Below are 20251 nucleotides of genomic sequence, written 5' to 3'. Positions count from 1 at the left end.
CGCAGTGCCGATGCAAATCGAACGGGACGGCCGGCATCGAAACCAGGTGGCAACGATGGCGGTCAGCCGGCGTTTGGCGCGTAGTTCAGTCGCAGGACCGACTCGACAAAGCCGGCCTTGAGGATATGGCGATAGGAGTGCTGCCGGTCACCTTCGACCGTTCCCCCGGTTTCCGTGAAGACGTGCCGGCAGCCGAGATCAGCGGCCAGATTGAGCCTCGCCGCGATGATGGCGCCTTGGTTGCCGCGGCCGAATGCGGCCCGCCGCGACAATCCATAGATCGCCCTCTAGGGGTCGTAGGATCGTGCTCGGCGCTCCCTGATTGGACAGATCTTGTATAAGCAACCAGCTAGTAGGCGAGCTAATGGGGAGGAGTGAAGTGGTCTATCGTGTAGGTCGGGGACGTGGTCGCTGCTGCGATCCGTGTTTGGAGTTGGTGCAGCGCGAGGGCCCGGCCGATCCGTACCGATGGACTGGGGCATGAAAATCGTCGAGGTCAAGGCGACGACCGTCGCGGTTCCGCTCGAAGCGCCACTACGTCACTCCAACGGCGCCCACTGGGGGCGGTTCGTGCGCACCATCGTTGAGATCGTCGGCGACAACGGGCTCAGCGGTTTCGGTGAGTTGGGCGGTGGTGGCGCGTCCGCGGAAGCCGCGATCACCGGCCTGGCGCCCTACCTGATCGGTCACGATCCGCTGCAGCTCGAGCAATTGCGCTGGAAGATCATGAACCCGGTCGGGTCGCTCTACAACAACCGCATGCAGCTCCACGCGGCGATCGAGATGGCGTGCATGGACCTAGCCGGCAAGACACTCGGCGTCCGCGCCTGTGACTTGCTCGGTGGCGCGGTGCGGGAGACGATCCCGTTCGCCAGTTACATCTTCTACCGCTATGAGAATCCCGTGACCGGCGCGGGCGGCGAGACCTATGCCGATGAGATCGTCGCCCAAGTCCGCGACCTCAAAGCTCAGTACGGCTTCACCACCCACAAGCTGAAGGGCGGCCACTTCGCACCGGAGCATGACATCGAAGTCTTCCGGGCGCTGGGTGCCGCGTTCCCGGAGGACAAGCTTCGGCTCGACCCGAATTCGGTGTGGTCAGTCGAAGAGGCGGTCCGGGTCGGTCACGCCATCGAGGATCTCAACAACGATTACTTCGAAGACCCGACCTGGGGGCTTGAAGGCATGCGGCGGCTCCGGCACTTCGTCCGCATCCCCACGGCGACCAACGCCGTCGTGGTCAACTTCGAGCAGCTGGCGCAGTGCATTCAACACGATCTGGTCGACATCATCCTGCTCGATACCACCTTCTGGGGCGGACTGAGGCAGGCGTACAAGGCCGGGCAGGTGCTGGAGACGTTCCAGTTCGGCGCGGCGGTTCACTCCTCCGGCGAACTCGGCATCCAGCTCGCGTCGATGCTGCATCTCGGCGCCAGCCTGGCGAACCTCAGTTTCGCCGCCGATGCTCACTACCATCACCTCACCGATGACATCATCGTTGGTGGGAAGCTCACCTATCACAACGGCGCCATCGCGTTGCCGGCTGGACCCGGCCTCGGTGTTGAAGTCGATCGCGACAAGCTCGCTCAATATGCTGAACATTATCAACGCACTGGCGGCTACGCCTACGATCGCGACCCCGGCCGCCCTGACTGGTTCTCGGTGTTTCCGGAACAGCGCTATGCCGATCCGACGGTCAAATCCGCGCCGCCCGAAGCAGGCGTGATGTGAGATCGCGGAAATCGTTGTGCGCGACGTCCCAAGGCGGATTCGCGCACGACGAGGGGTAGCCATTCGCCGCCGCTCCGGGGATAAGGGGCGGCGCGTGGGAAGGCGAGAGGATTGCAATGGCACTTACGTTTTTCGTCGGCACCTATTCCCGGTCGGTTGGTGGTTTCGAGCCTGCGGGGGAAGGCATCCATCGGTTTGCGTTCGATCCCGATACCGGTGAGATGAGCGCCGCGTCATTGGCGGCCAAGAGCACGAATCCGTCCTATCTCTCGTTGCATCCGAATGGTCGTATTCTTTTCGCGGTCAACGAGGTGTCCGCCGAAGCGGGCTCGGCGGTGGAAGCCTATGCGATCGGCGAAACCGGGGATCTCGAACCGTTGAACCGGCAGAGGATCGACGGCGAATTCCCGTGCCACCTCGCTTGCGACCCGCATGGACGGTGGCTGGCGACAGCCCAATACGGGACCGGCGACTTCGCGCTGTTCCCGTTGAACGCCGACGGCACCATTGGAGCGCTCGCGACGCACTTCAAGCGTTCCGGAACCGGGCCCAACCCGAAGCGGCAGGAGGGACCGCACGCCCATTACGTCGCGTTCGATGCCGACGGAACGCGGCTTCATGGGGTCGATCTCGGCACCGATCGGGTCGCAACCTACGCTACGCCGGCCTCCGATACATCGTCCCAAGCGCAGATCGTGGAATGCGCGGTACCGGCAGGTGCCGGTCCACGCCACATGGCGATCACCACCGACGGCGGTGTCGCGTTGGTTGCCAACGAGCTCGGCGAGACTATTTCAATCTTGACCGCTGACAATGACAGTGGCGGTTGGCAACATCAGGAGGCCGTCGAGGCGTTTCCCGTACCGGCCGGCACCGACGGATCGGTCGCGGCAATCCGGCTCTCGCCGGACGAGCGGCATGTCTATATTACCGGGCGACGCCAGTCCCACGTCGCGGTGCTCGCGTTCGACCGCGCCAGTGGACGGCTGACCAAGACCGGCGAGACCGAGAGTGGCGGCCTCGAGCCACGTGACATGATTGTTACCGCCGATGGCCGATGGGTGCTGACCGCCAACCAGAACAGCAACTGTGTCGTCAGCTTTTCACGCGATGCGGCGACCGGAGCATTGACCCCGAGCGGCCATGAGATCGAGATCGGCACGCCGGTTGCATTGCTGGAATGGCGCTAGTCATCGGAATTCGGCGGTCCCGCAGATCGCCATATCGATTTTGTTACCGGATCGACATAAACTATCCAGCACAAATACACGCTTGACCGCGAGGGGGTTAGCGCGTTGAGAGTCGGTTTGATGTTCGGCCCAGGCACGCCGGAACGACAACGCTCGGGAAACGTATTTTTGAGAACCGGATGTCTGTGACTGACGGCGCGACCGCGAGCAGCGGACTTCCCTGGCCGGAGTCCTACCGCGACATCTTGCCGGTCCTGAATAAGCAGTGGGGGGTCACTGGCCAGATCTATCTGAATCGCCAGCTAGGGGGCGGTCGGTCCGGCGCGCTGGTCTTCACGGTTGACATCGAGTGCGAGGCGTTTGCCGGGCAGGCGATTCTCAAGCTGGACGAGGTTCCCGACCCGGACGATTGGCTCAACGCCGAGGCCGAACTCCATCGCCAAGCGATTGCCGATGCGCCGGAATTTGCGGCAGCCCATCTGCCCAAACTGATTCAGTCCCTGCTGCACGGCCATCAGGTCGCGGTATTGTCAACAGTTGCGGCGCGCGGGCTTGAATATGTCGAACCGTGGATCTCCTGTGCCTATGACCGGCAGCTCTCGGTCGTCAAGGAGTTCTCCCGGGGTATTCTCGACGACTGGAACAAGAACTATCGGCTGAGCGACGGCATCTATATGCCGACCGATCTGTTGCGGTCCTGGCTCGGCCACCGCCTGGAGCCGGAAAGGGGAGGGCGTCTCGGCGATTTCATGGATGAGTCGGGGCTCTCACTCGACATCCGCAGTGTCGTCTTCGAGGGGCACTGGCTGCCCAACCCCATTGCCTTTGCCGTTGCGACGCCGGATTTGCCGGAACGGCTCCAGCTCAGGGGCGTCAAGGGCCATTGCCATTGCGATCTGCACGGCAACAACGTTCTGGTCGGTCGCCCGTTGTCGCCCGACCCCACCTACTACTTGATCGATCTCGCCATGTACGAGAGCGACCAGTTTCTGTTCTACGATCATGCGTATTTCGAGATCGCGACGCTGCTGGCCGAACGCGGCGACGCCAGTCAGGAGGAGTGGAACTCGCTTCTCCATGCGCTCAGCCATTTCGGCTATCCCGACGACGATCACCAATTGCGGGCCGACGATCTCGGCCTGCTCGAGCTGATCCGCGCACTGCGGAAAGGGGTGACCAGTTGGATCGATCGCCGCGAGAGCAACCGCCTGTCGTTCCTGACCAACCAATACCTGTTGGCGCGCGTCGCCGCAGGGTTGAACTTCACCCACAAGCGTCTGCCGTTGGAGGCGCGGAAGCGGGCATTCACCTACGCCGCTTCAAACCTCAAGGATTATTGCAAGCACAACCGGCTCGACTGGCCAAAGGATGGGCCGCCGTTTGCCCTTGCGGCTCCCACGCCCCCGATTGCGGCGCCAGGGTCGGCAATGTCAGTTACATCCGGCGCCATCGAATCCGCTTCCAGCCAGCCGATGGCCAATGCGGCTTCTACCAATCCAGTGCCCCCGGCCACCGATGCCTTGCCGTCAGGCGCGAACGAAGGCGGGTCGGAACCGGGGGGCCTCGCGGGCTTCTTCGGGGAACTGCGCCGACGTCACGTCGTCCGCGTCGCCGGTATTTATGTCGTCGTCGCCTGGCTCTGCCTGCAGGTTGTCCTGGCGCTTGAGACAACACTCAGGCTGCCGGATTGGACCGACACATTGGTGACCGTGTTGCTCGCCATCGGCTTGCCGATCGCGGCGATCATGGCCTGGGCATACGAGCGGACACCGGATGGTCTTGAGAGAACCGGCCCAGCCCCACCTGGCAAGCGCGACACCGGCAGCGGGATGATCGACTACGTCGCGCTGGTCGGTATCGTGGCCGTCGTTGGGCTGACGGCCTGGCAGCTCGCTGATCGTTACGCCCTCTCCGATCCGACCGGTAGCGCCGACGGGAGAACGTCGATTGCCGTGCTGCCCTTCAAGAATCTCAGTGACGACAGCGATGACCAGACGTTCAGCGACGGGCTGAGCATCGAGATCATGAATACGCTGGCGCGGGCCGGGAGTTTCCGCGTGCCGGGGCGTACCTCGACGTTTCTCTATCGTGATCAGCCGGACGACCTACGGGCGATCGGAGAAACGCTTGGCGTCGAATACATCCTCGAAGGCAGCGTCCGTCGTTTCGAGAACCAGTTGCGTGTCGAGGCCCAGCTTGTGCAGGCCGATGACGGCTTTCTGGTTTGGTCGAATGTCTACGAGTACAGCATGGGCGACATTTTCGTCGTTCAGCAGCAAATCGCTAACGCGATCGGCGTCGCCCTGGAGCAGCCTTTGGGGATCGATTCAACTGTCCTCGAGGATATGCGAACCAGCGATCCGCGAGCCTACGGCCTCTACCTCGCTGCGATCCCGTTTCTCGACGCGCGGGGCGAGAGCCTGGTCAACGCCATGCAGCTCTTGCAAGAAAGTGTTGCGATCGATCCGGAGTTCGCCGCCGGTTGGGCGGCGCTTTCCATCGTCTACTCGTTCGTGCCGCTTTATGTCGACACCGTCGATGGCCGCGAGGTCATTCCCGCTGTCTACTACCGCAATTCCCAGCACGCCGCGACGCAGGCGGAAAGCCTCGATCCGACGCTGCCGATCGTCGAGCAGGCGGTTGGCAACGTCTATCTTCGTAACCGGCTATGGCGTGCCGCCGAGGACGAGTACCGGTCGGCGCTGACCAGCGATCCCAGCGATCATCGCGTGATGAAGGAGTACAGCCAGCTGCTCGCGGTCGTCGGCTATCACGATCAGGCCATCGCCATGGCGGAGGAGATGCGTGCGCTCGACCCGGAGAACGAATTCTACGATCTTCTCCAGGCGCTCTACGAGTGGCAGGCGGCACCGAGCGAAACCGGCCTGGAGAACCTCGAGTACATCGTCGAGACCAGCTCAGCCTTCCGAGCGTCGGCCATGCGTCGGGTCATCGGCTACCGGTTCGGCACAGGGGAGATCGATCAGCTTCGCAGTTTCGTCGCGACCTGCGCGGCCTGTCCGACCGAGTGGCGCGACAATGTTCTCGCTCTCATCGACGCGGCCGAGACACAGGATCCGGAGACCTTCTTCGAGGAAAACCGGGACGACGTCCTCGTCGGCTACCGACTACTCAATGCGATCGGGGGCCTCGACCTGTTGATTGAAGCGTTCCGCTACTACTCGCTGGATACGAATCGCCGCATTCACCTCTCGCTACTCCCCTGGAACCTGGTCGACGTCATCGGCGACGACCCGCAGTTCAAGTCGATTATCAGGGATATGGGCCTGGTGACGTATTGGCAGGAACGCGGCTGGCCCGACCAATGCCGACCAGTGGGCGAGGATGATTTCACCTGCGGGTGAATTGGTCGTCTCGGCAAGACACGCCTGCTTATTACGAGTGCTTGTCGAGTGTGACGTTCGTCTCTGTTGTCCGGACGCACGACGCCTATGTGCTTGTTTACGATGAACGATCACACAAACCAGTCACCGGATAAGCCTCTATCGCCGGCCTCAGGAACCGGAATGGCTAGAAGCCGATACCGTCGTGTTCTGAGTGTCATCTCGCGACACAGCATAGTCCGGGTCGCGGGGGTCTACTTGGTGGCGGCGTGGCTTTGTATCCAGGTGACACTCGCCCTAGAAGCCTCCCTCGGCTTGCCCGAATGGGTCGACACGCTAACGCTTGTTGGGTTGGCGGTTGGCTTTCCCGTCGCGTGTGTCATCGCCTGGGCGTCGGATCTTCGTCCATCAACCGCAACATCCGCGCAAGCTTCGGAATCGCGTCCCGGCTTAGCAAGACGATGGGTCGACTATGCCGCGTTGGGCGGGCTCTCTGTGGTGCTCGTACTGGCGGCGATACCTCATCTAGAGGGCGCGTTCTCGTCCATATCCCCGCGTAGTGACGAAAGAACGTCCGTCGCGGTCCTTCCGTTTCATCCTGTCGCGGGATCGGAAGAGGGACAGCGTTTCGGCGAAGGCTTGACCATCGAGATCATCAACGCGCTCGCGCAGCGCAGCGATCTTCGCATCCCGGGGCGCTCATCAGCGTCCGAGTGCGCTGCCAAGCCTCAGGACCTTCGATCGATTGGTGAGGGGCTCAACGTTGACTACATCCTTGAAGGCACCGTCCGTCGCGTCGATGACCGGCTACGCGTCGAGGCTCAGTTGGCTGACGCTGCCAACGGCTTCCTCGTTTGGTCGGGTATTTATGACGACCAGATCCGGAACACCTTTATGATTCAGGACGACATCGCCGATGCCATCGGCGAGGCGATGGGCCAACCCCTCACCGGTGGCGCCCCGGCGGAGTTGAGCTGAGGCGGCCATCAGGGCGCATCGCGGGGCCGAGAGGTTTCTCTATTCACCAACTTCCGCACTCGCTCACGGCAACCCCGCCGAAGGGCTCGATTTCCCTATTCCGCCGGCACCTTGCGTTGGGCTTCCGCGTCGAAACGGCTGCGCGCCGCCGCGCGACGGGTGCGGAAATCGGAGAAACGCTGGTCGGCGATCACCCCGACCAGGATCACCGAGCCCATGACCGCGAAATTCAACGAGCTCGGGATGCCGAGCAGGTTGACCAGGTTCTGGAGCACCTGCAGCAGAATCGTCCCCAGCACGACACCGATGATCGAACCTTCGCCGCCGCGGAGCGAAAAACCGCCGAGTACCGCCGCGGCAATCGCGTAGAGCTCGTAGAAATTGCCGTGCGAAGCCGGCGAGATCGATCGGGTGTACATAGCGAAGAAGATCGCGGCGATCGCCGTCAGCACTGAGCAGATGACATAGGCCGAGATGATCACCCGGGCGGTCGGGATACCGGAATACCGTGCCGCCTCCTCGTTTCGGCCGACCGCATAGAGGTAGCGGCCGAACACCGAGCGGTGGAGCACCATCCACAGGAAGGCGGCGATCACCAGCATGGCGATGAACGAGTGGGGCACGCCGAGTGTGCGGCCGGTGGTCAGCCACTCCAGCGCCGGGAAACTGACTCCAAAGCCAAACCCTTCGGTCGCATCCGCGGTGTAGAATCGCGCGATACCGCGATAGATGAGCAGTCCGCATAGCGTGACGATGAATGGCTGCAGCCGGAGCCGGGTGATTAGGAACCCGTGGGCGAGGCCGATCACGACACCAGCGATCAGCATCAGCAAGGCGGCGACCGGCCATGGAACCGCCACGTCGACGATCAGGTCGACGAACAGCACGCCGAGCAAGGCGACGACCGAGCCGACCGACAGGTCGATGCCGCCGGTAATAATGACGAAGCCCTGGCCGATGGCGATCAGGCCGAACAGGCCGACCAGATTGGCGGTGTTGGCCAGATTGATCGGCGACAGGAACAGCGGATTGATGATGGCGACCGTTGCGCCGACCACCAGGATCAGGACGAGCAGACCGATATCTTTCTTCTGCATTTGGCGACCTCAATGACTGGCGTGGCCCACGGCCAGCTTCAGGACGTTTTCTTCACTGAAATCGGGGCGATCGAGAATGCCACTGACTCGGCCCTCGCACATCACCGCGATCCGGTCGCTGACGCCGATGACCTCCTCCATGTCGCTGGAGATCATCAGGATCGCGACGCCGGCGTCGGCCAATCCGCGTAGCATGTCATAGATTTCCTGCTTCGCGCCGACGTCGATTCCGCGCGTCGGTTCGTCGAAGATGATCGCCCGCGGTTTCATCGACAACCAGCGCGCCAGGACCACCTTCTGCTGGTTGCCGCCGGACAGCGACCCGACTTCAGCCGCCACGTTGGGCGTGCGGACATTCAGCTTCCGCCGCTGTGTTTCGGCGATGTCGCGCTCTTGTCGTCGGTCGATGACACCGCGCCTGGACAGCGGACGAAGTTGCGGCAGCGAGATGTTGGCGGTGATTGAGAATTCGAGCACCGCGCCGTGCTGTTTGCGGTCCTCCGGCACAAGATAGAGGCCCCGGCCGATGGCATCACTCGGTGTGGCGATCGCCAGGCGTTCGCCGGCAAGATCGACTGCGCCGGCCAGCAGCGCGTCGATCCCGAAGACGGCACGGGCGAGCTCGGTCCGGCCGGAGCCGACAAGTCCGGCGAGACCAAGAATTTCGCCCTTGCGCACCGAGAGGCTGACCGGGTGGTGGGGGTAGGCCTCCGTCCGCGCATCGGTGATGGAGAACAGCGTGTCGCCGGGCGGTGCGGCCGGCGGCACATAGAGCGATTTCAGATCCCGACCGATCATCAATCGGATCATCGCAGCGTGGGAGATCTCGTCCTTGGCAAGGTTGCCGGCGAGCCGGCCGTCGCGCAGCACGACGACGCGATCGGCGCAGGCGTGCAGTTCATTCAGACGGTGAGTCACGAAGATGACGCTTACGCCGTCCGCCTTGAGATCGGCGACCACCTTGAGCAGGCGTTCGGTTTCGGAGATGGTCAGGCTCGACGTCGGCTCGTCCATGATGACGACGCGTGACTCCATCGACAGGGCCTTAACGATCTCGAGCAATTGGCGTTGCGCGATCGATAACTCCGACACCATCGTGTCGGGGCCAAAATCGACTTCGAGGCGGTCCAAGAGCGGCGCGACCGATTCCCGAAGTTTCTTGCGGTCGACCAGGCGAAGCGGCCCCTGCCTGGGCTCGCGGCCAATGAAGATGTTGGCGGCGACGTCGAGGTTCTCGAACAGGTTCAGTTCCTGATGGACGAAGGCGATGCCGGCGTCGATCGCCTCGCTGACGGTCATCGCGTCGCGCTCCACGCCGTCGATGCGGATCGTTCCGAGTGTCGGTGCCGTCACCCCGCCGAGCACCTTCATCAGGGTCGACTTCCCGGCTCCGTTCTCGCCGATCAGTCCAACCACCTCACCGGGCGCGACCGACAGGCTGACCGAATCAAGTGCCCTGACACCTGGATAGGTCTTGGTGATCGAATCGAGTTCGAGGAACGCGTCAGCCATGGGAACGAAGTGTAGCCCCTCCCGTCGCGGGCGTAACCGTCCGCGTTGCAGGGGCTGGAGGAGAGGGGCCGGCACGACCTCCGCGCCGGCCCTGCGGATCAGTGAGATCAGCTGTTGATCTTCGCTTTCAGGTCCGCCTCAAACGCGTCGACATTGTCCGCGTCGATGATCTTGGTCGGGACGATGATCAGCTCGTCGTCCGGGATTCCGGAGGCGTCCCCGCTGAGATATTTCGCCATCAGGTGCATGCCCTGCAGGCCCCATTCGTAAGGCTGCTGCACCACCGTTCCGGAAAAATGGCCATCGCGAATAGCGCCGAGGGTGATCGGGTCTTCGTCGAAGGCAATCACCGTGATCTGGCCGAGCTTGCCCGCGGCTTGCAGCGCTTCGTAGATCTTCGGCGGGTTGTAGGAATAGAACCCGACCATGCAGTTGATCTCCGGGTTGGCGACCAGAACGTCGTCAACGTTGCTGCGAGCGCGGGCGAAGTCGACATCGTCGCCACGCACGTCCACTAGTTCGATGCCACTGCCGGCAACCGAGTCGCGGAAGCCTTGGATACGCTCAACCGCGTTGTCCGCGCCGAGGAAGCCGACAAAACCCATGCACTTGCCGCCATCGGGCAGGGCCGTCTTTGCGATTTCACCTGCCTGCTCGCCAGCCGCGACGTTCGATGAGCCGATGTACGCGATCCGCTCGCTGTCCGGCGCGTCGCTGTCAGTGGTGAACAGCGGAATCTGCGCGGCAATCCGGTTGAAGGCGTCGATCGAGGTCTTGGGGTCAACCGACGAGATCATGATGGCGTCGGCACCCGCGGCGACCAGATCGTCCATGAGCGCGTTCTGAAGCGCGGCCGTGCCTTGTGCCGGATAGCGGAACAGGAGCTCGTAGTCGGGCAGGTCGGCCTGCGCCTTCTTCACGCCAGCCTCGGCCAGCTTCCAAAAGTCCGAGGCAGCGTTGACCACGAACACCAATTGTTTTTTGTCGTCGGCGATGGCCATTGCGCCGGACAAGGCGAATGCGGTCGAGATACCGGCCAGTAGAATCTTCCGCATAGGTTCCCTCCCATTGGATCGCAAATTGGACCTTAGGTCCGTCGACGGCACGCCAGGACCTGACGCCACGTCTTCACAACACCATCGCATTGATGCTAATATTAGTCAAGAATATGCGTGTGCCCGCGATGGCGGTTTAGCATCCGGCTATCCCGCGGCCTGCGGCGGCAACTTCAGGCTGTTCGCCGGCACGTGCATCGCGCGGACGCGGTCGCTAACAAGCACTGATGGTGCCTACAGCGCCGCCCGAAACACGACGCAAGGAGGCATCTTTCCGCCCTCGATGACCAACGATTTCCCCGAAACCAACGACAGAGCCTCGACGCGATCGCGGAGCCGCCGCCCCACCATGACCGACGTCGCCAAGGCCGCTGGCGTGTCGCAGACCACCGTGTCCCTGATCCTCAACAACGTGGCTGGCGCTCGGCTGTCGGCCGACACGCGTCAGCGGGTCAGGCAGGCGGCCGACGAACTGGGCTACGATCTCGTCCGCCGTTCGGTTGCCAGGCCGAAGGTCAACAACACCATCGGCTTTGTTGCCGACGAAATCGCCACCGATCCGTGGTCGGCACAGGCGCTGGAAGCGGTGCATGAACAAGTCTGGCAGAACGGCCTGCTGGTCAGCGCGTCCTTCACCAAGGGGGATGCCGATCTCGAAGCGGCGGTGCGGGAGCAGATGGCCGGGCTGCCGCTGCGCGGGCTGATCTTCGCCACGATCCTGACCCGCCGGGTCACCGATCCGGGCTTTTCGCGACGTTTGCCCGTCGTCTTGCTGAACTGTTATGTGGCCGACAACGCCTTGCCGAGCGTGGTCCCCGGCGAGCTCCTCGGCGGCTACACCGCGACCCGCCATCTGATCCGTGCCGGCCACCAGCGCATCGCCCACATCCACGGTCAATCGTGGATGGACGCCTCTCGCGACCGGCTGAAGGGATACCGACGCGCCCTGTCGGAGGCCGAGATACCGTTCGACCCCGAGCTTGTCCGTCCTGGCAACTGGGAGACCCGCGCCGGTTATGAACAGACCCTGGCGCTGCTCGCCCTCGAAGATCGGCCGACCGCGATCTTCTGCGCCAACGACCTGATGGCGTTTGGCTGCTACGAGGCGCTGGCCGAGAACGGGTTGCGCGTCCCCGATGACATGTCGGTCGTCGGTTACGACGATCGCGAGATCGCCCGGGATTTGCGACCGGCGTTGACCACGGTGTTGCTGCCGCATGCGGACATGGCCGCACAGGCCACCGAGCTGCTGTTCGACCAGATCGAGCCGCAGAACGGACGCTACCCGCGGCTCAAGGTCGAGTGCCCGCTGGTTGAGCGGTCGTCGGTCGCGCCGCCGCGCCGCTGAGGCGGCCTCCGCTGGTTGAATGGATCAGAAGGAAAACGAGCCCATGCTGCTTCTTGTCACCGGCGCGACCGGCAAGGTTGGCCGCACATTGATCGATCGAATCCTCGCCGATCCGGCGCTGGCCCACATCAATATCCGCGCCCTCTGCCACAATCGGGTGCTGGAGGAGCGGGACCGACTGTCGGTGGTCCGCGGCAGCATCGACGATCGCGATGCGGTCGATGCGGCACTCGCCGATGTCACCCATGTCGTCCACCTGGCGACCTGCAAGGAAATCCCAGAGACGGTGATGGACGTCACCGTCAAGGGATTGTTCTGGCTGCTTGAGGCGTTTCGCGAAAGCCCGACCGCCAGCCGGTTCGTTCTGATCGGCGGCGATGCCGGCGTCGGCCACTTCTTCTATCCGCGTCCCGAGCCGATCACCGAGGATATGCCGCATCGTGCTTATCCTGGCTGCTACGCGTTGTCGAAGGTACTCGAGGAGGTGATGATCGAGCAGTACGGCATCCAGTACGACCTCAACTGGTGCTGTCTGCGGGCGCCGTGGATCATGGAGAAGGACGATTTCCGCTACACGCTTTCCTTCGGCGACGATTTGTTCGGCGGGCCGGACTGGAAGACGATGGTCCCAGCGGATATCGCGGAGCGCGCCCGCGAGACCGGCGCGGTCCCGTTGCTGCGCGATGCCGACGGCGACCCGATCAAGCGCAACTTCGTCCATGTCGACGATCTGATCGCGGCGATTGTCGCGGCGCTCGATCATCCTGGCGCCCGCCGGCAGACTTTCAACGTCTGTATGGACGAGCCGGTCGACTACGCCGCGGTCGCCGCCTATCTCAACCGCACGCGCGGTTTGGGCTCGGTCGATGTGGTCAGCGACTACCACTCGACCTGGCTCGACAACAGCAAAGCCAAATACGTGCTCGGATGGCGACCCGCCTACGACCTCGACCGGCTGATCGAGGCGGCATGGACCTATCAGCGTGCGCCGGACGATCCCCGCAAGGTCTGGTATCCCGGCTGAACCGGGAGGACTTAGCTCGACTTGCGCAGCCGGTCGAAGGCGACGGCCAGCATGATGAAGCTGCCGATGAACGTGCCCTGCCAGAAGGTGGAGATGCCGAGCAGGATCAGGCTGTTGCGGATCACCTCGATGAGCAGGGCGCCGACCACGGCGCCAAACGCGGTGCCGATCCCGCCGGCGAGATTAGCGCCGCCGATCACCGCCGCGGCGATCACGTTCAGCTCCATCGCCTGACCGAGATTGGTGGTCACGCCGCCGAGCCAGCCGACCTCCAGCACGCCGGTCACGCCCGCCAGGAACGACGCGAACATGTAGACGGAGATCTTGATCCGGCTGACCGGTACGCCGGTGAGGCGGGCGGCGGTTTCGTTGCCACCGATGGCGTAGACATGACGACCCCAGGTCGTCCACCGGAATAGAAAGCCGGTGATCAGGGCCAGTGCGATCAGCACGATGAGGGGATTGGGAATGCCCAGGGTGTCGCCGCCGCCAAGCCACAGCAGCTTGTCCTGGTCCGGGCCGAACTCGTAGACCATCTTGTTCTGGCTAAGCACCATCGCCAGAGACCGGACGATCGACAGCGAGCCCAGGGTGACGACGAAAGGCGGCATCCCGACCCAGGAGATCGCGGCGCCATTGACGAAACCGACCAGCATGGCGCCGCCGAGCGCCAGAGGTATCGCCAGCCAGATGACCAGCCCTCCCGACATCGACATGCCGCAGATCATTGCCGCGAACACCACGACCGAGCCGACCGACAGGTCGATACCGCCGGTGATGATCACTGCGGTCATGCCGAGCGCGATGATGCCGATGAACGAGAAGTTCCGGGTGACGTTGAAGAGATTGCGTTCGGTGGCGAACGTGTCGGTGAGAAGCGTGAGCAGGATACAGCCCACCAAGGCAGCCACGGAAACCCAGAAGACCTGGCGACTGACGATCCAGCTGAGGACATTCGAGTGGGTCTGCTTGGCGATGGTCTCGTCGATGGTCATGGTCATGAGATACGTCTCGTCTGCTGGGGCCCTCGATCGCCGGTGTGGCGCTCGGAGAGTGACCGTTTGTCCGCCCGTGATCGCTTCTGCGAAGCCCCGTCGGATCGGATCGATTCGCGCGGCTGTCTCTCGTTTCGCAACACGACCAGCCTAACCCGCCAGGGAGGGGTGCTCATCAAGATTTTGATTATTCATAGCGTATGCGATAATATTATCAATCGGGTGCTAAAGAAACCCGGCTAGTGTTGGAGGGAATGATGAAAATGCGTATTGGACTGGTGGTCGGTGCGGCGGCGGTTGCGCTTGCGGGCGCCGTTTCGGGAGCGGCCGCCAAGGATGTGCTGGCGATCGTCGTCAAGGGTCTCGACAATCCGTTCTTCGAGCAGGTCAATCTCGGTTGCCAGAAATGGATGAGCGAGAACGCCGACTCGCCCTACGAGTGCCTTTATACCGGACCGGCGTCGAGCGCGGACGAGGCCGGCCAGGTGCAGGTCGTCGAGGATCTGCTCAACCGTCCCGACGTCAAGGCGATTGCCATCTCGCCGTCGAACGCGCCGGCGATGGCCAACATGATCCGGCGGGTCAGTCCGTCGATTCCGGTGATGACCATCGATGCCGACTTCATCGAGTCCGACCGCGATCTGCGGACCACGTATCTCGGCACCGATAACTTCCTGATGGGCGTTCTGATGGCGCGCCATCTGATGGAACTCAAGCCGGATGGCGGTACGGTCTGCCTGCAGCTTGGCAACGTTGCGGCCGATAACATCAATGCCCGCGCCGCCGGGTTCCGCGATACCATCGGCGGTGGTGAAGGTGTCGACCGTCTCGATGGCAGCGCCGGTTGGACGGAGATCGATGCTTGCCCGGTGTTCACCAACGATCAGATCGATCTCGCCAACCAGCAGATGCAGGACGTGTTCACCGCCAATCCGGACCTGGATGCGTTCATTCTGGTCGGCGGCTGGGCCCAGTTCGGTCCGCAGGCCTACGCCCAGGTGACCGATCAGGTGAAGGATCGGCTCGACGCCAAGGATATGATCATCGTCGCTGGCGACACGCTGCCGCCGCAGATGGACGCGTTGAAGGCCGGGCGTAGCCACGCTCAGGTCGGCCAGCGTCCGTTCGAGATGGGCTATCGCGCTCCGACGGTGATGATCCAGCTGGTCGACGGCGAGACGCTCAACGACGTGATTTTCACCGGTCTCGACGAGTGCACCGCCGACAATTTCGACACCTGCGTCGCCCAGTAGGCGGCGACCGCTGACACGGAGGGCGGACGCTCCGGCGTCCGCCCTCTACCGCGCGAAGAGCCGCGCGCCGTTCGGGGCGTAGTGCAAAACCCGCTCCTCATCGAGTTCGATGCCGAGGCCCGGGGCGGTCGGGATCGGCAGGAAGCCGTCCTTATCCAGCGTCCACCCACCGACGGTGATGTCGTCGACGTAGGGCGATCCGGTGATGTACTCGACCAAGTCGGTAGTCGGCACGGCGGCTGCGACCTGTAGATCGGCGGCGAGCCCGAGTGCCGTGTTCCAGCCATGGCCGACGAACTTCACGCCGAACTCGTTCGCCATCCGGGCGATCTGAATCTGCTCGCTGATGCCACCGACCTTGGTGACGTCGGGCTGAACGATGTCGAGCGCCCGGCCGGCGAGCCAGGGTCGAAACGCCTGGCGCCGCGTTAGGCACTCGCCGGTGGCGATCGGTATCGGGCTTGACGCGCGCAGATCGGCGAAATCGTCGATCGCGTCCGGCGGCAGCGCCTCCTCGAACCAGGCGACATCGTAGTCCTGCAGCATCGCGGCGGTGCGCCGCGCCCAATTCAGTCCGTTCGGCCAGAATGCGTCGCTGGCGCCCGCATCGACCATCAGCAGACAGTCCTCGCCGGCGCCCTCCCGCGCCGCGCGGATGATCTGCTCGTCGAGCTTCGCGCTCTCGCGACGACCGAACGGCCCCCAGCCGATCTTGATCGCTCGGAACCCGGCGGCGCGCATCGCTGCGGTCCGTTCGCGCGTTAGGTCGGGCATCTCCATCAGGATCGAGGCGTAGGGCTTGACCTTGTCGCGGTAGCAACCGCCAAGCAGGCGTCCGACCGGTTGGCCGGTCGCCTTGCCGAGGATGTCCCACATCGCGATGTCGACACCGCTGGCGACATGGGTCAGCGTGCCGCCCCGCCCCATCCAGAAGGTGTTTTGCGCCACCTTCTCGGTGACGCGCATCGGTTCGAGCGGGGTCTCGTCTCGGTAGAGCGGCGCGAGGACCGCCAGCCCGGCTTCCACCAAGCGCGCGTCGGTGAACACGCTGCCATAGCCGACCAAACCCTCATCGGTGTGTACGGCGATCAATGTCTGGACGGCGTCCTCGGGTTCGAGCTCGTCCGACCAGCCGCCCTTGGGCGTTTCGCCCGAAAGGCCCGCGGATTGGATGGATACGATTTTCATGGCGACATGATCCCCCGAGTTCAAAAATGGATTTCATTCAATTCGGCGCAACGATATCGAACGCGGCCCGACCCGATGCATAGAGCGTTCACGCCGTGTTGACGAGATCGACAGGAGCACCGGCGCGGACGCGGGCTTCAGGGATCCGGCCTAAAGCCCCATGGCGCGGCGGATGGCGCTGTTGAGGTGGTCGGAGAGGGCGGCGCGGGCGGCTTCGATATCGTTGTCGAGCAGCGCGTCGAGAACAGCTTCGTGCTCGCCCATGGTGTTGCGGATGTAGAGCAGCGTCGCCTTGTGCCGGTCGAGGCGGATCAGCAGGATCCGCTCATGATTGGTCTTGTAGGTCGAGGCGATGAGCGGGTTCTGAAGCGAGTCGACCACCCGCTGGTGAAACCCCCAATCGATCTGGCTCATCTCGTCGAAGACGGCGCGGATGTCGGCGTCCTTCGCCTCGGCTTTGGTGACGATGTCGCGGTGTCGTTGACGAATGGCTTCCAGTTCGTCAGGCGGGCATGTCTCGGCGAAACGGACGATCGCCGCATCCTCGATGATCTTGCGAAGCTGATAGCTGTTTTTGATAAGTTCGAGGTCCGGCTTCCGAATCCGGATACCGCTGCGCGGCAACACGCTGACGAAGCCCTCGTTCTCGAGAATCTTCAAGGCGTTCCGGAGCGGGCTTACCGATACCGATAGCAGGTCGGCGAGATCGCTCTGCGACAGCGTTGTGCCCGGAACGATCTTGCGGCTCAGGAGCCCGTCTTTGAACTTCGTGTAGGCCTCACGACTAAGGCCCTTCAGTTGCTCCACCTAGTACTCCTCACATGCCGACCGGATTGTCTTGGCCGGCGGCGGCACCGCCGTGGCTCCGTTTCGGTGCCGAGTCGGTAACTCTCATACGCCGTGTCGGCAACACAACCGTTGACACAAATTTCAAATATGCCAAATTGAAATTTCAACAAGCCGAAAAGAAATGTCAACGGAGGAGACTTCCCATGGTGGACGCGGTCCAATCGCGACGGCAATTCCTGATGACCGGCTCGGCGGCGGCAGCCCTCGCCTTAACGTTGCGCCCGACGGCCGCTTTGGCCGCGACTGACATCACCTATTGGCATCACTTCACCAGCCAGACCGAGTTCGCCGGACTGGCCGGCGTGATGGAGGATTTCCATTCCGGCCACCCAGAGATCAACATCCTCCAGGAGAACATCCCCAACGCCGAGTACATGGCGAAGTTCACCTCGGCGGTGATCGCCGACAGCCGCGCCGACACCTGCATGGTCGCGTCGGAACGGCTGGCCGACATGATCGCGCTTGATGGCCTGGTCGATCTCACCGGCCGGATCGATGGTTGGGATGGCAAACAGTTCTATTCGGACGCCGCCTGGGACGGCATTACCATCGACGGCAAAACTTACGGTGTCCCGGCGTTCAGCTTTGTCAACTGGATGTACTATCGCAAGGATTGGCTCGACGAGGCCGGGATCAGTCCGCCCGATACCTTCGAGGAGTTCGTCGAAGCGGCGATCAAGCTCAGCGATCCCGGCAGCGGCCGCTATGGCTTCGGCATGCGCGGCGGTGACGGCGGCCAGAGCATGCTCCACGACGTCTTCGATTCCTACGGCGCCTTCGTCTACGACGGCAATTCGGTGACGATGGACGTGCCCAAGGCAGTCGAGGCGCTGACGTTCTATACCGACATCTTCACCAAGCATAACGCCGCCCAGCCAAGCGCGCCCGGCGACTCCTATCGTCAGATCATGGAGGGCTTCCGCACCGGCCAGACCGGCATGATCTGGCATCACACCGGGTCGCTGACCGAGATCTCCGATGCGTTGTCGACCGATCAGTTTGCCACTGCGCTGCGGCCGTCCGGACCCACCGGGCGGATCGCCCGGGTGGCCTATCTCTACAACGGCATCATGAGCGACCGGCACACCGACGATAGCTGGTCGTGGATCGCGCACTGGGGCGAGCCTGATGCTGCCATCACAATGCTAGAGGCAACCGGCTACTTCCCGGCGTCTTCGGCGGTCGCCAACGATGAACGGATCACCTCGAACCCGCTTTACAGCGCGGCGATCGAAACCCTGCGGATCGGGACGCCGTTGCCCAAGATCGTTGGCATGGCGGGATGGATGCGTAATTCGATGCTGCCTGAGTTCCAAAAGGTGCTGGTCGGTACGGCGACACCGGAACAGGCAGTCGACGCCATGGCGCGGACCATGGAGCGCGAAGTCCGCTAAGGGAGTTCCTCCGGCCCGGCCCGGCGCGTTCGGTGAGTGATCGCCGGCGCCGGCCGGTGTCGGCCGGATGACGTCGCATTCTTGGAGACGAGTCTGAGCAGGGGAAGAAGGGGCAAACGTGAAGATCACCGACATCAAATGCTACGTGCTGGAGGAGCCGCATCCGCTGCCGCACTTCCGCTGGCGCGCGGGTCTGCCTGGCTCCGGAGACGGTACGCCCCTCGATCAACTGGTGCGGACCGCGGTTCTCCGCATGGACACCGATGCCGGCATCACCGGCTGGTGGCACGAAGGCCGCCGCGGCGACATGGTCGCCGATCTGGTTCGCCGCCGGCTCAAGTCGCTGATCGGTAGCAACCCGCTGCTCACCGAGCAGCTCTGGCAACGCGTGTGGGAAATCGACCGGGTCGAGGAAATCCACATGGGACTGCTTGGTATCGTCGATCTGATGGCGTGGGACATCAAGTCCAAACGAGCCGGAATGCCGGTCTACCAGATGCTCGGCGGGATCGATCCCAAGATCCCGGCCTATGCCTCGACGGTCACATGGGAGACGATGGACGAATACGAGCGCTACATCAAACTGTGCCGCGACGAGGGCTTCACCGCGTTCAAGCTGCACGCCTGGGGCGACTGGAGGGCTGACGCCGAGCTAAGCGCTAATCTCCGGCGCTGGGTTGGGCCGGATGCCGATCTGATGTTTGACGGGTCCGCGGGCTGGGACCTGGTGACCGCGATCGAGTTCGGCCGCGTCCTCCAGGACCAGGGTTTCCTCTGGTACGAGGAGCCGATGCGCGAATTCGATCTGGTGAGCTACGCCAAGCTCTGCGAGAAACTGCACATCCCGATCCTCGCCGCCGAAACCTCGGACGGTTGTCACTGGAATGCGGCGACCTGGATCGAAATGCGGGCGCTCGACATGATGCGCACCAGCACCCACTACAAGGGCGGTCTCACTGGTGGCGTCAAGGTCGCCCATCTCGCTGAGTCGTTCGGCATGCGCGCCGAGGTTCACGGCGGCGGCTACGGCAATGGCCACCTCTGCGCGGCGATCCCCAACAACAGCTACTACGAACAGCTGGTCATGGACGAAGCGCAGATCCTCGGCCTCAAGTCGCAGGAGCATCTGCCGATCGTCGACGGTGCGGTGACCATCCCCGACACGCCCGGTCTCGGCTACGAGCCCGACGCGGCGTGGCTGGAGGCGAACGCGGTGGCGATCGTCTGATCATGCGGAGACCGTCGAACGGCGAGATCGACTGGGGTGTCGGGGGCTCCCGACCGCGCGCTCCC

General features: G+C 63.2%; 16 protein-coding genes. 9 read left to right on the top strand and 7 right to left on the bottom strand.

The annotated features are described in order from the left end of the window. Positions 1-62 precede the first annotated feature (62 nt). On the bottom strand, positions 63-272 hold the full coding sequence (locus ACO076_RS20600) for a hypothetical protein (RefSeq protein WP_421724683.1): 210 nt from the start codon (positions 270-272) through the stop codon (positions 63-65). Between the two features lie 208 nt (positions 273-480). On the opposite strand from ACO076_RS20600, the gene ACO076_RS20595 reads away from it, so the two are divergent. The 4 genes from ACO076_RS20595 to ACO076_RS20580 all read left to right on the top strand — a co-directional run bounded on the left by ACO076_RS20595 (position 481) and on the right by ACO076_RS20580 (position 7243). Beyond that, positions 481-1731, top strand: coding sequence for an enolase C-terminal domain-like protein (locus tag ACO076_RS20595; protein ID WP_421724682.1), 1251 nt, complete (start codon positions 481-483; stop codon positions 1729-1731). 116 nt (positions 1732-1847) lie between these two features. Continuing rightward, on the top strand, positions 1848-2921 hold the full coding sequence (locus tag ACO076_RS20590; RefSeq protein WP_421724681.1) for a lactonase family protein: 1074 nt from the start codon (positions 1848-1850) through the stop codon (positions 2919-2921). 179 nt (positions 2922-3100) lie between these two features. Beyond that, positions 3101-6286 carry a hypothetical protein gene (locus ACO076_RS20585; RefSeq protein ID WP_421724680.1) on the top strand — a complete coding sequence of 1062 codons (3186 nt, stop codon included), beginning with the start codon at positions 3101-3103 and terminating at the stop codon, positions 6284-6286. 102 nt (positions 6287-6388) lie between these two features. Continuing rightward, positions 6389-7243, top strand: coding sequence for a hypothetical protein (locus ACO076_RS20580; RefSeq protein WP_421724679.1), 855 nt, complete (start codon positions 6389-6391; stop codon positions 7241-7243). Between the two features lie 95 nt (positions 7244-7338). Here the strand turns inward: ACO076_RS20580 and ACO076_RS20575 are convergent, their stop codons facing one another. The 3 genes from ACO076_RS20575 to ACO076_RS20565 form a co-directional block, all read right to left on the bottom strand. Beyond that, on the bottom strand, positions 7339-8340 hold the full coding sequence (locus ACO076_RS20575; protein ID WP_421724678.1) for an ABC transporter permease: 1002 nt from the start codon (positions 8338-8340) through the stop codon (positions 7339-7341). 9 nt (positions 8341-8349) lie between these two features. Further along, entirely contained in the window at positions 8350-9852 is a 1503-nt protein-coding gene (locus ACO076_RS20570) for a sugar ABC transporter ATP-binding protein (protein WP_421724677.1), read from the bottom strand. A gap of 107 nt (positions 9853-9959) precedes the next feature. Further along, positions 9960-10907: a sugar-binding protein gene (locus tag ACO076_RS20565; RefSeq protein ID WP_421724676.1), complete on the bottom strand. Its 948-nt coding sequence runs from the start codon at positions 10905-10907 to the stop codon at positions 9960-9962. 349 nt (positions 10908-11256) lie between these two features. Between ACO076_RS20565 and ACO076_RS20560 the strand changes: the two genes are divergently transcribed. Together ACO076_RS20560 and ACO076_RS20555 are read left to right on the top strand one after the other, a co-directional pair. Then, positions 11257-12255: a LacI family DNA-binding transcriptional regulator gene (locus tag ACO076_RS20560; protein ID WP_421724675.1), complete on the top strand. Its 999-nt coding sequence runs from the start codon at positions 11257-11259 to the stop codon at positions 12253-12255. 43 nt (positions 12256-12298) lie between these two features. Then, positions 12299-13279: an NAD-dependent epimerase/dehydratase family protein gene (locus tag ACO076_RS20555; RefSeq protein ID WP_421724674.1), complete on the top strand. Its 981-nt coding sequence runs from the start codon at positions 12299-12301 to the stop codon at positions 13277-13279. Between the two features lie 11 nt (positions 13280-13290). Here ACO076_RS20555 and ACO076_RS20550 read toward each other — a convergent pair whose 3' ends face one another. Beyond that, entirely contained in the window at positions 13291-14280 is a 990-nt protein-coding gene (locus ACO076_RS20550) for an ABC transporter permease (RefSeq protein ID WP_421724673.1), read from the bottom strand. Between the two features lie 257 nt (positions 14281-14537). Between ACO076_RS20550 and ACO076_RS20545 the strand changes: the two genes are divergently transcribed. Further along, positions 14538-15527, top strand: a complete 990-nt coding sequence (locus tag ACO076_RS20545) for a substrate-binding domain-containing protein (protein ID WP_421726793.1) — start codon at positions 14538-14540, stop codon at positions 15525-15527. A 45-nt stretch (positions 15528-15572) separates the two neighbouring features. Here the strand turns inward: ACO076_RS20545 and ACO076_RS20540 are convergent, their stop codons facing one another. Beyond that, positions 15573-16715 carry a mandelate racemase/muconate lactonizing enzyme family protein gene (locus ACO076_RS20540; RefSeq protein ID WP_421724672.1) on the bottom strand — a complete coding sequence of 381 codons (1143 nt, stop codon included), beginning with the start codon at positions 16713-16715 and terminating at the stop codon, positions 15573-15575. Positions 16716-16865: 150 nt separating this feature from the next. After that, a complete protein-coding gene (locus ACO076_RS20535; RefSeq protein WP_421724671.1) occupies positions 16866-17522 on the bottom strand; it encodes a GntR family transcriptional regulator in 657 nt (218 codons plus the stop codon). A gap of 185 nt (positions 17523-17707) precedes the next feature. On the opposite strand from ACO076_RS20535, the gene ACO076_RS20530 reads away from it, so the two are divergent. Both ACO076_RS20530 and ACO076_RS20525 read left to right on the top strand, forming a co-directional pair. Further along, positions 17708-18958 carry an extracellular solute-binding protein gene (locus tag ACO076_RS20530; protein WP_421724670.1) on the top strand — a complete coding sequence of 417 codons (1251 nt, stop codon included), beginning with the start codon at positions 17708-17710 and terminating at the stop codon, positions 18956-18958. Between the two features lie 118 nt (positions 18959-19076). Continuing rightward, positions 19077-20186, top strand: a complete 1110-nt coding sequence (locus ACO076_RS20525) for an enolase C-terminal domain-like protein (RefSeq protein WP_421724669.1) — start codon at positions 19077-19079, stop codon at positions 20184-20186. The last annotated feature ends 65 nt before the right edge of the window (positions 20187-20251 follow it).

The organism is Bauldia sp. (assembly GCF_965232525.1).
Lineage (GTDB): Bacteria > Pseudomonadota > Alphaproteobacteria > Rhizobiales > Kaistiaceae > Bauldia.
The sequence above is the reverse complement of the archived record's forward strand: the minus strand, read 5'-3'. Positions and strand labels throughout refer to the sequence as shown.

Excerpts from the sequence above, each read along its gene's own strand:
- ACO076_RS20550 (WP_421724673.1), bottom strand. The coding sequence starts at position 14,280 with ATGACCATGACCATCGACGAGACCATCGCCAAGCAGACCCACTCGAAT.
- ACO076_RS20560 (WP_421724675.1), top strand. The coding sequence starts at position 11,257 with ATGACCGACGTCGCCAAGGCCGCTGGCGTGTCGCAGACCACCGTGTCC.
- ACO076_RS20575 (WP_421724678.1), bottom strand. The coding sequence starts at position 8,340 with ATGCAGAAGAAAGATATCGGTCTGCTCGTCCTGATCCTGGTGGTCGGC.
- ACO076_RS20545 (WP_421726793.1), top strand. The coding sequence starts at position 14,538 with ATGCGTATTGGACTGGTGGTCGGTGCGGCGGCGGTTGCGCTTGCGGGC.
- ACO076_RS20530 (WP_421724670.1), top strand. The coding sequence starts at position 17,708 with ATGGTGGACGCGGTCCAATCGCGACGGCAATTCCTGATGACCGGCTCG.
- ACO076_RS20540 (WP_421724672.1), bottom strand. The coding sequence starts at position 16,715 with ATGAAAATCGTATCCATCCAATCCGCGGGCCTTTCGGGCGAAACGCCC.
- ACO076_RS20585 (WP_421724680.1), top strand. The coding sequence starts at position 3,101 with ATGTCTGTGACTGACGGCGCGACCGCGAGCAGCGGACTTCCCTGGCCG.
- ACO076_RS20595 (WP_421724682.1), top strand. The coding sequence starts at position 481 with ATGAAAATCGTCGAGGTCAAGGCGACGACCGTCGCGGTTCCGCTCGAA.
- ACO076_RS20555 (WP_421724674.1), top strand. The coding sequence starts at position 12,299 with ATGCTGCTTCTTGTCACCGGCGCGACCGGCAAGGTTGGCCGCACATTG.
- ACO076_RS20590 (WP_421724681.1), top strand. The coding sequence starts at position 1,848 with ATGGCACTTACGTTTTTCGTCGGCACCTATTCCCGGTCGGTTGGTGGT.
- ACO076_RS20570 (WP_421724677.1), bottom strand. The coding sequence starts at position 9,852 with ATGGCTGACGCGTTCCTCGAACTCGATTCGATCACCAAGACCTATCCA.
- ACO076_RS20580 (WP_421724679.1), top strand. The coding sequence starts at position 6,389 with ATGAACGATCACACAAACCAGTCACCGGATAAGCCTCTATCGCCGGCC.
- ACO076_RS20565 (WP_421724676.1), bottom strand. The coding sequence starts at position 10,907 with ATGCGGAAGATTCTACTGGCCGGTATCTCGACCGCATTCGCCTTGTCC.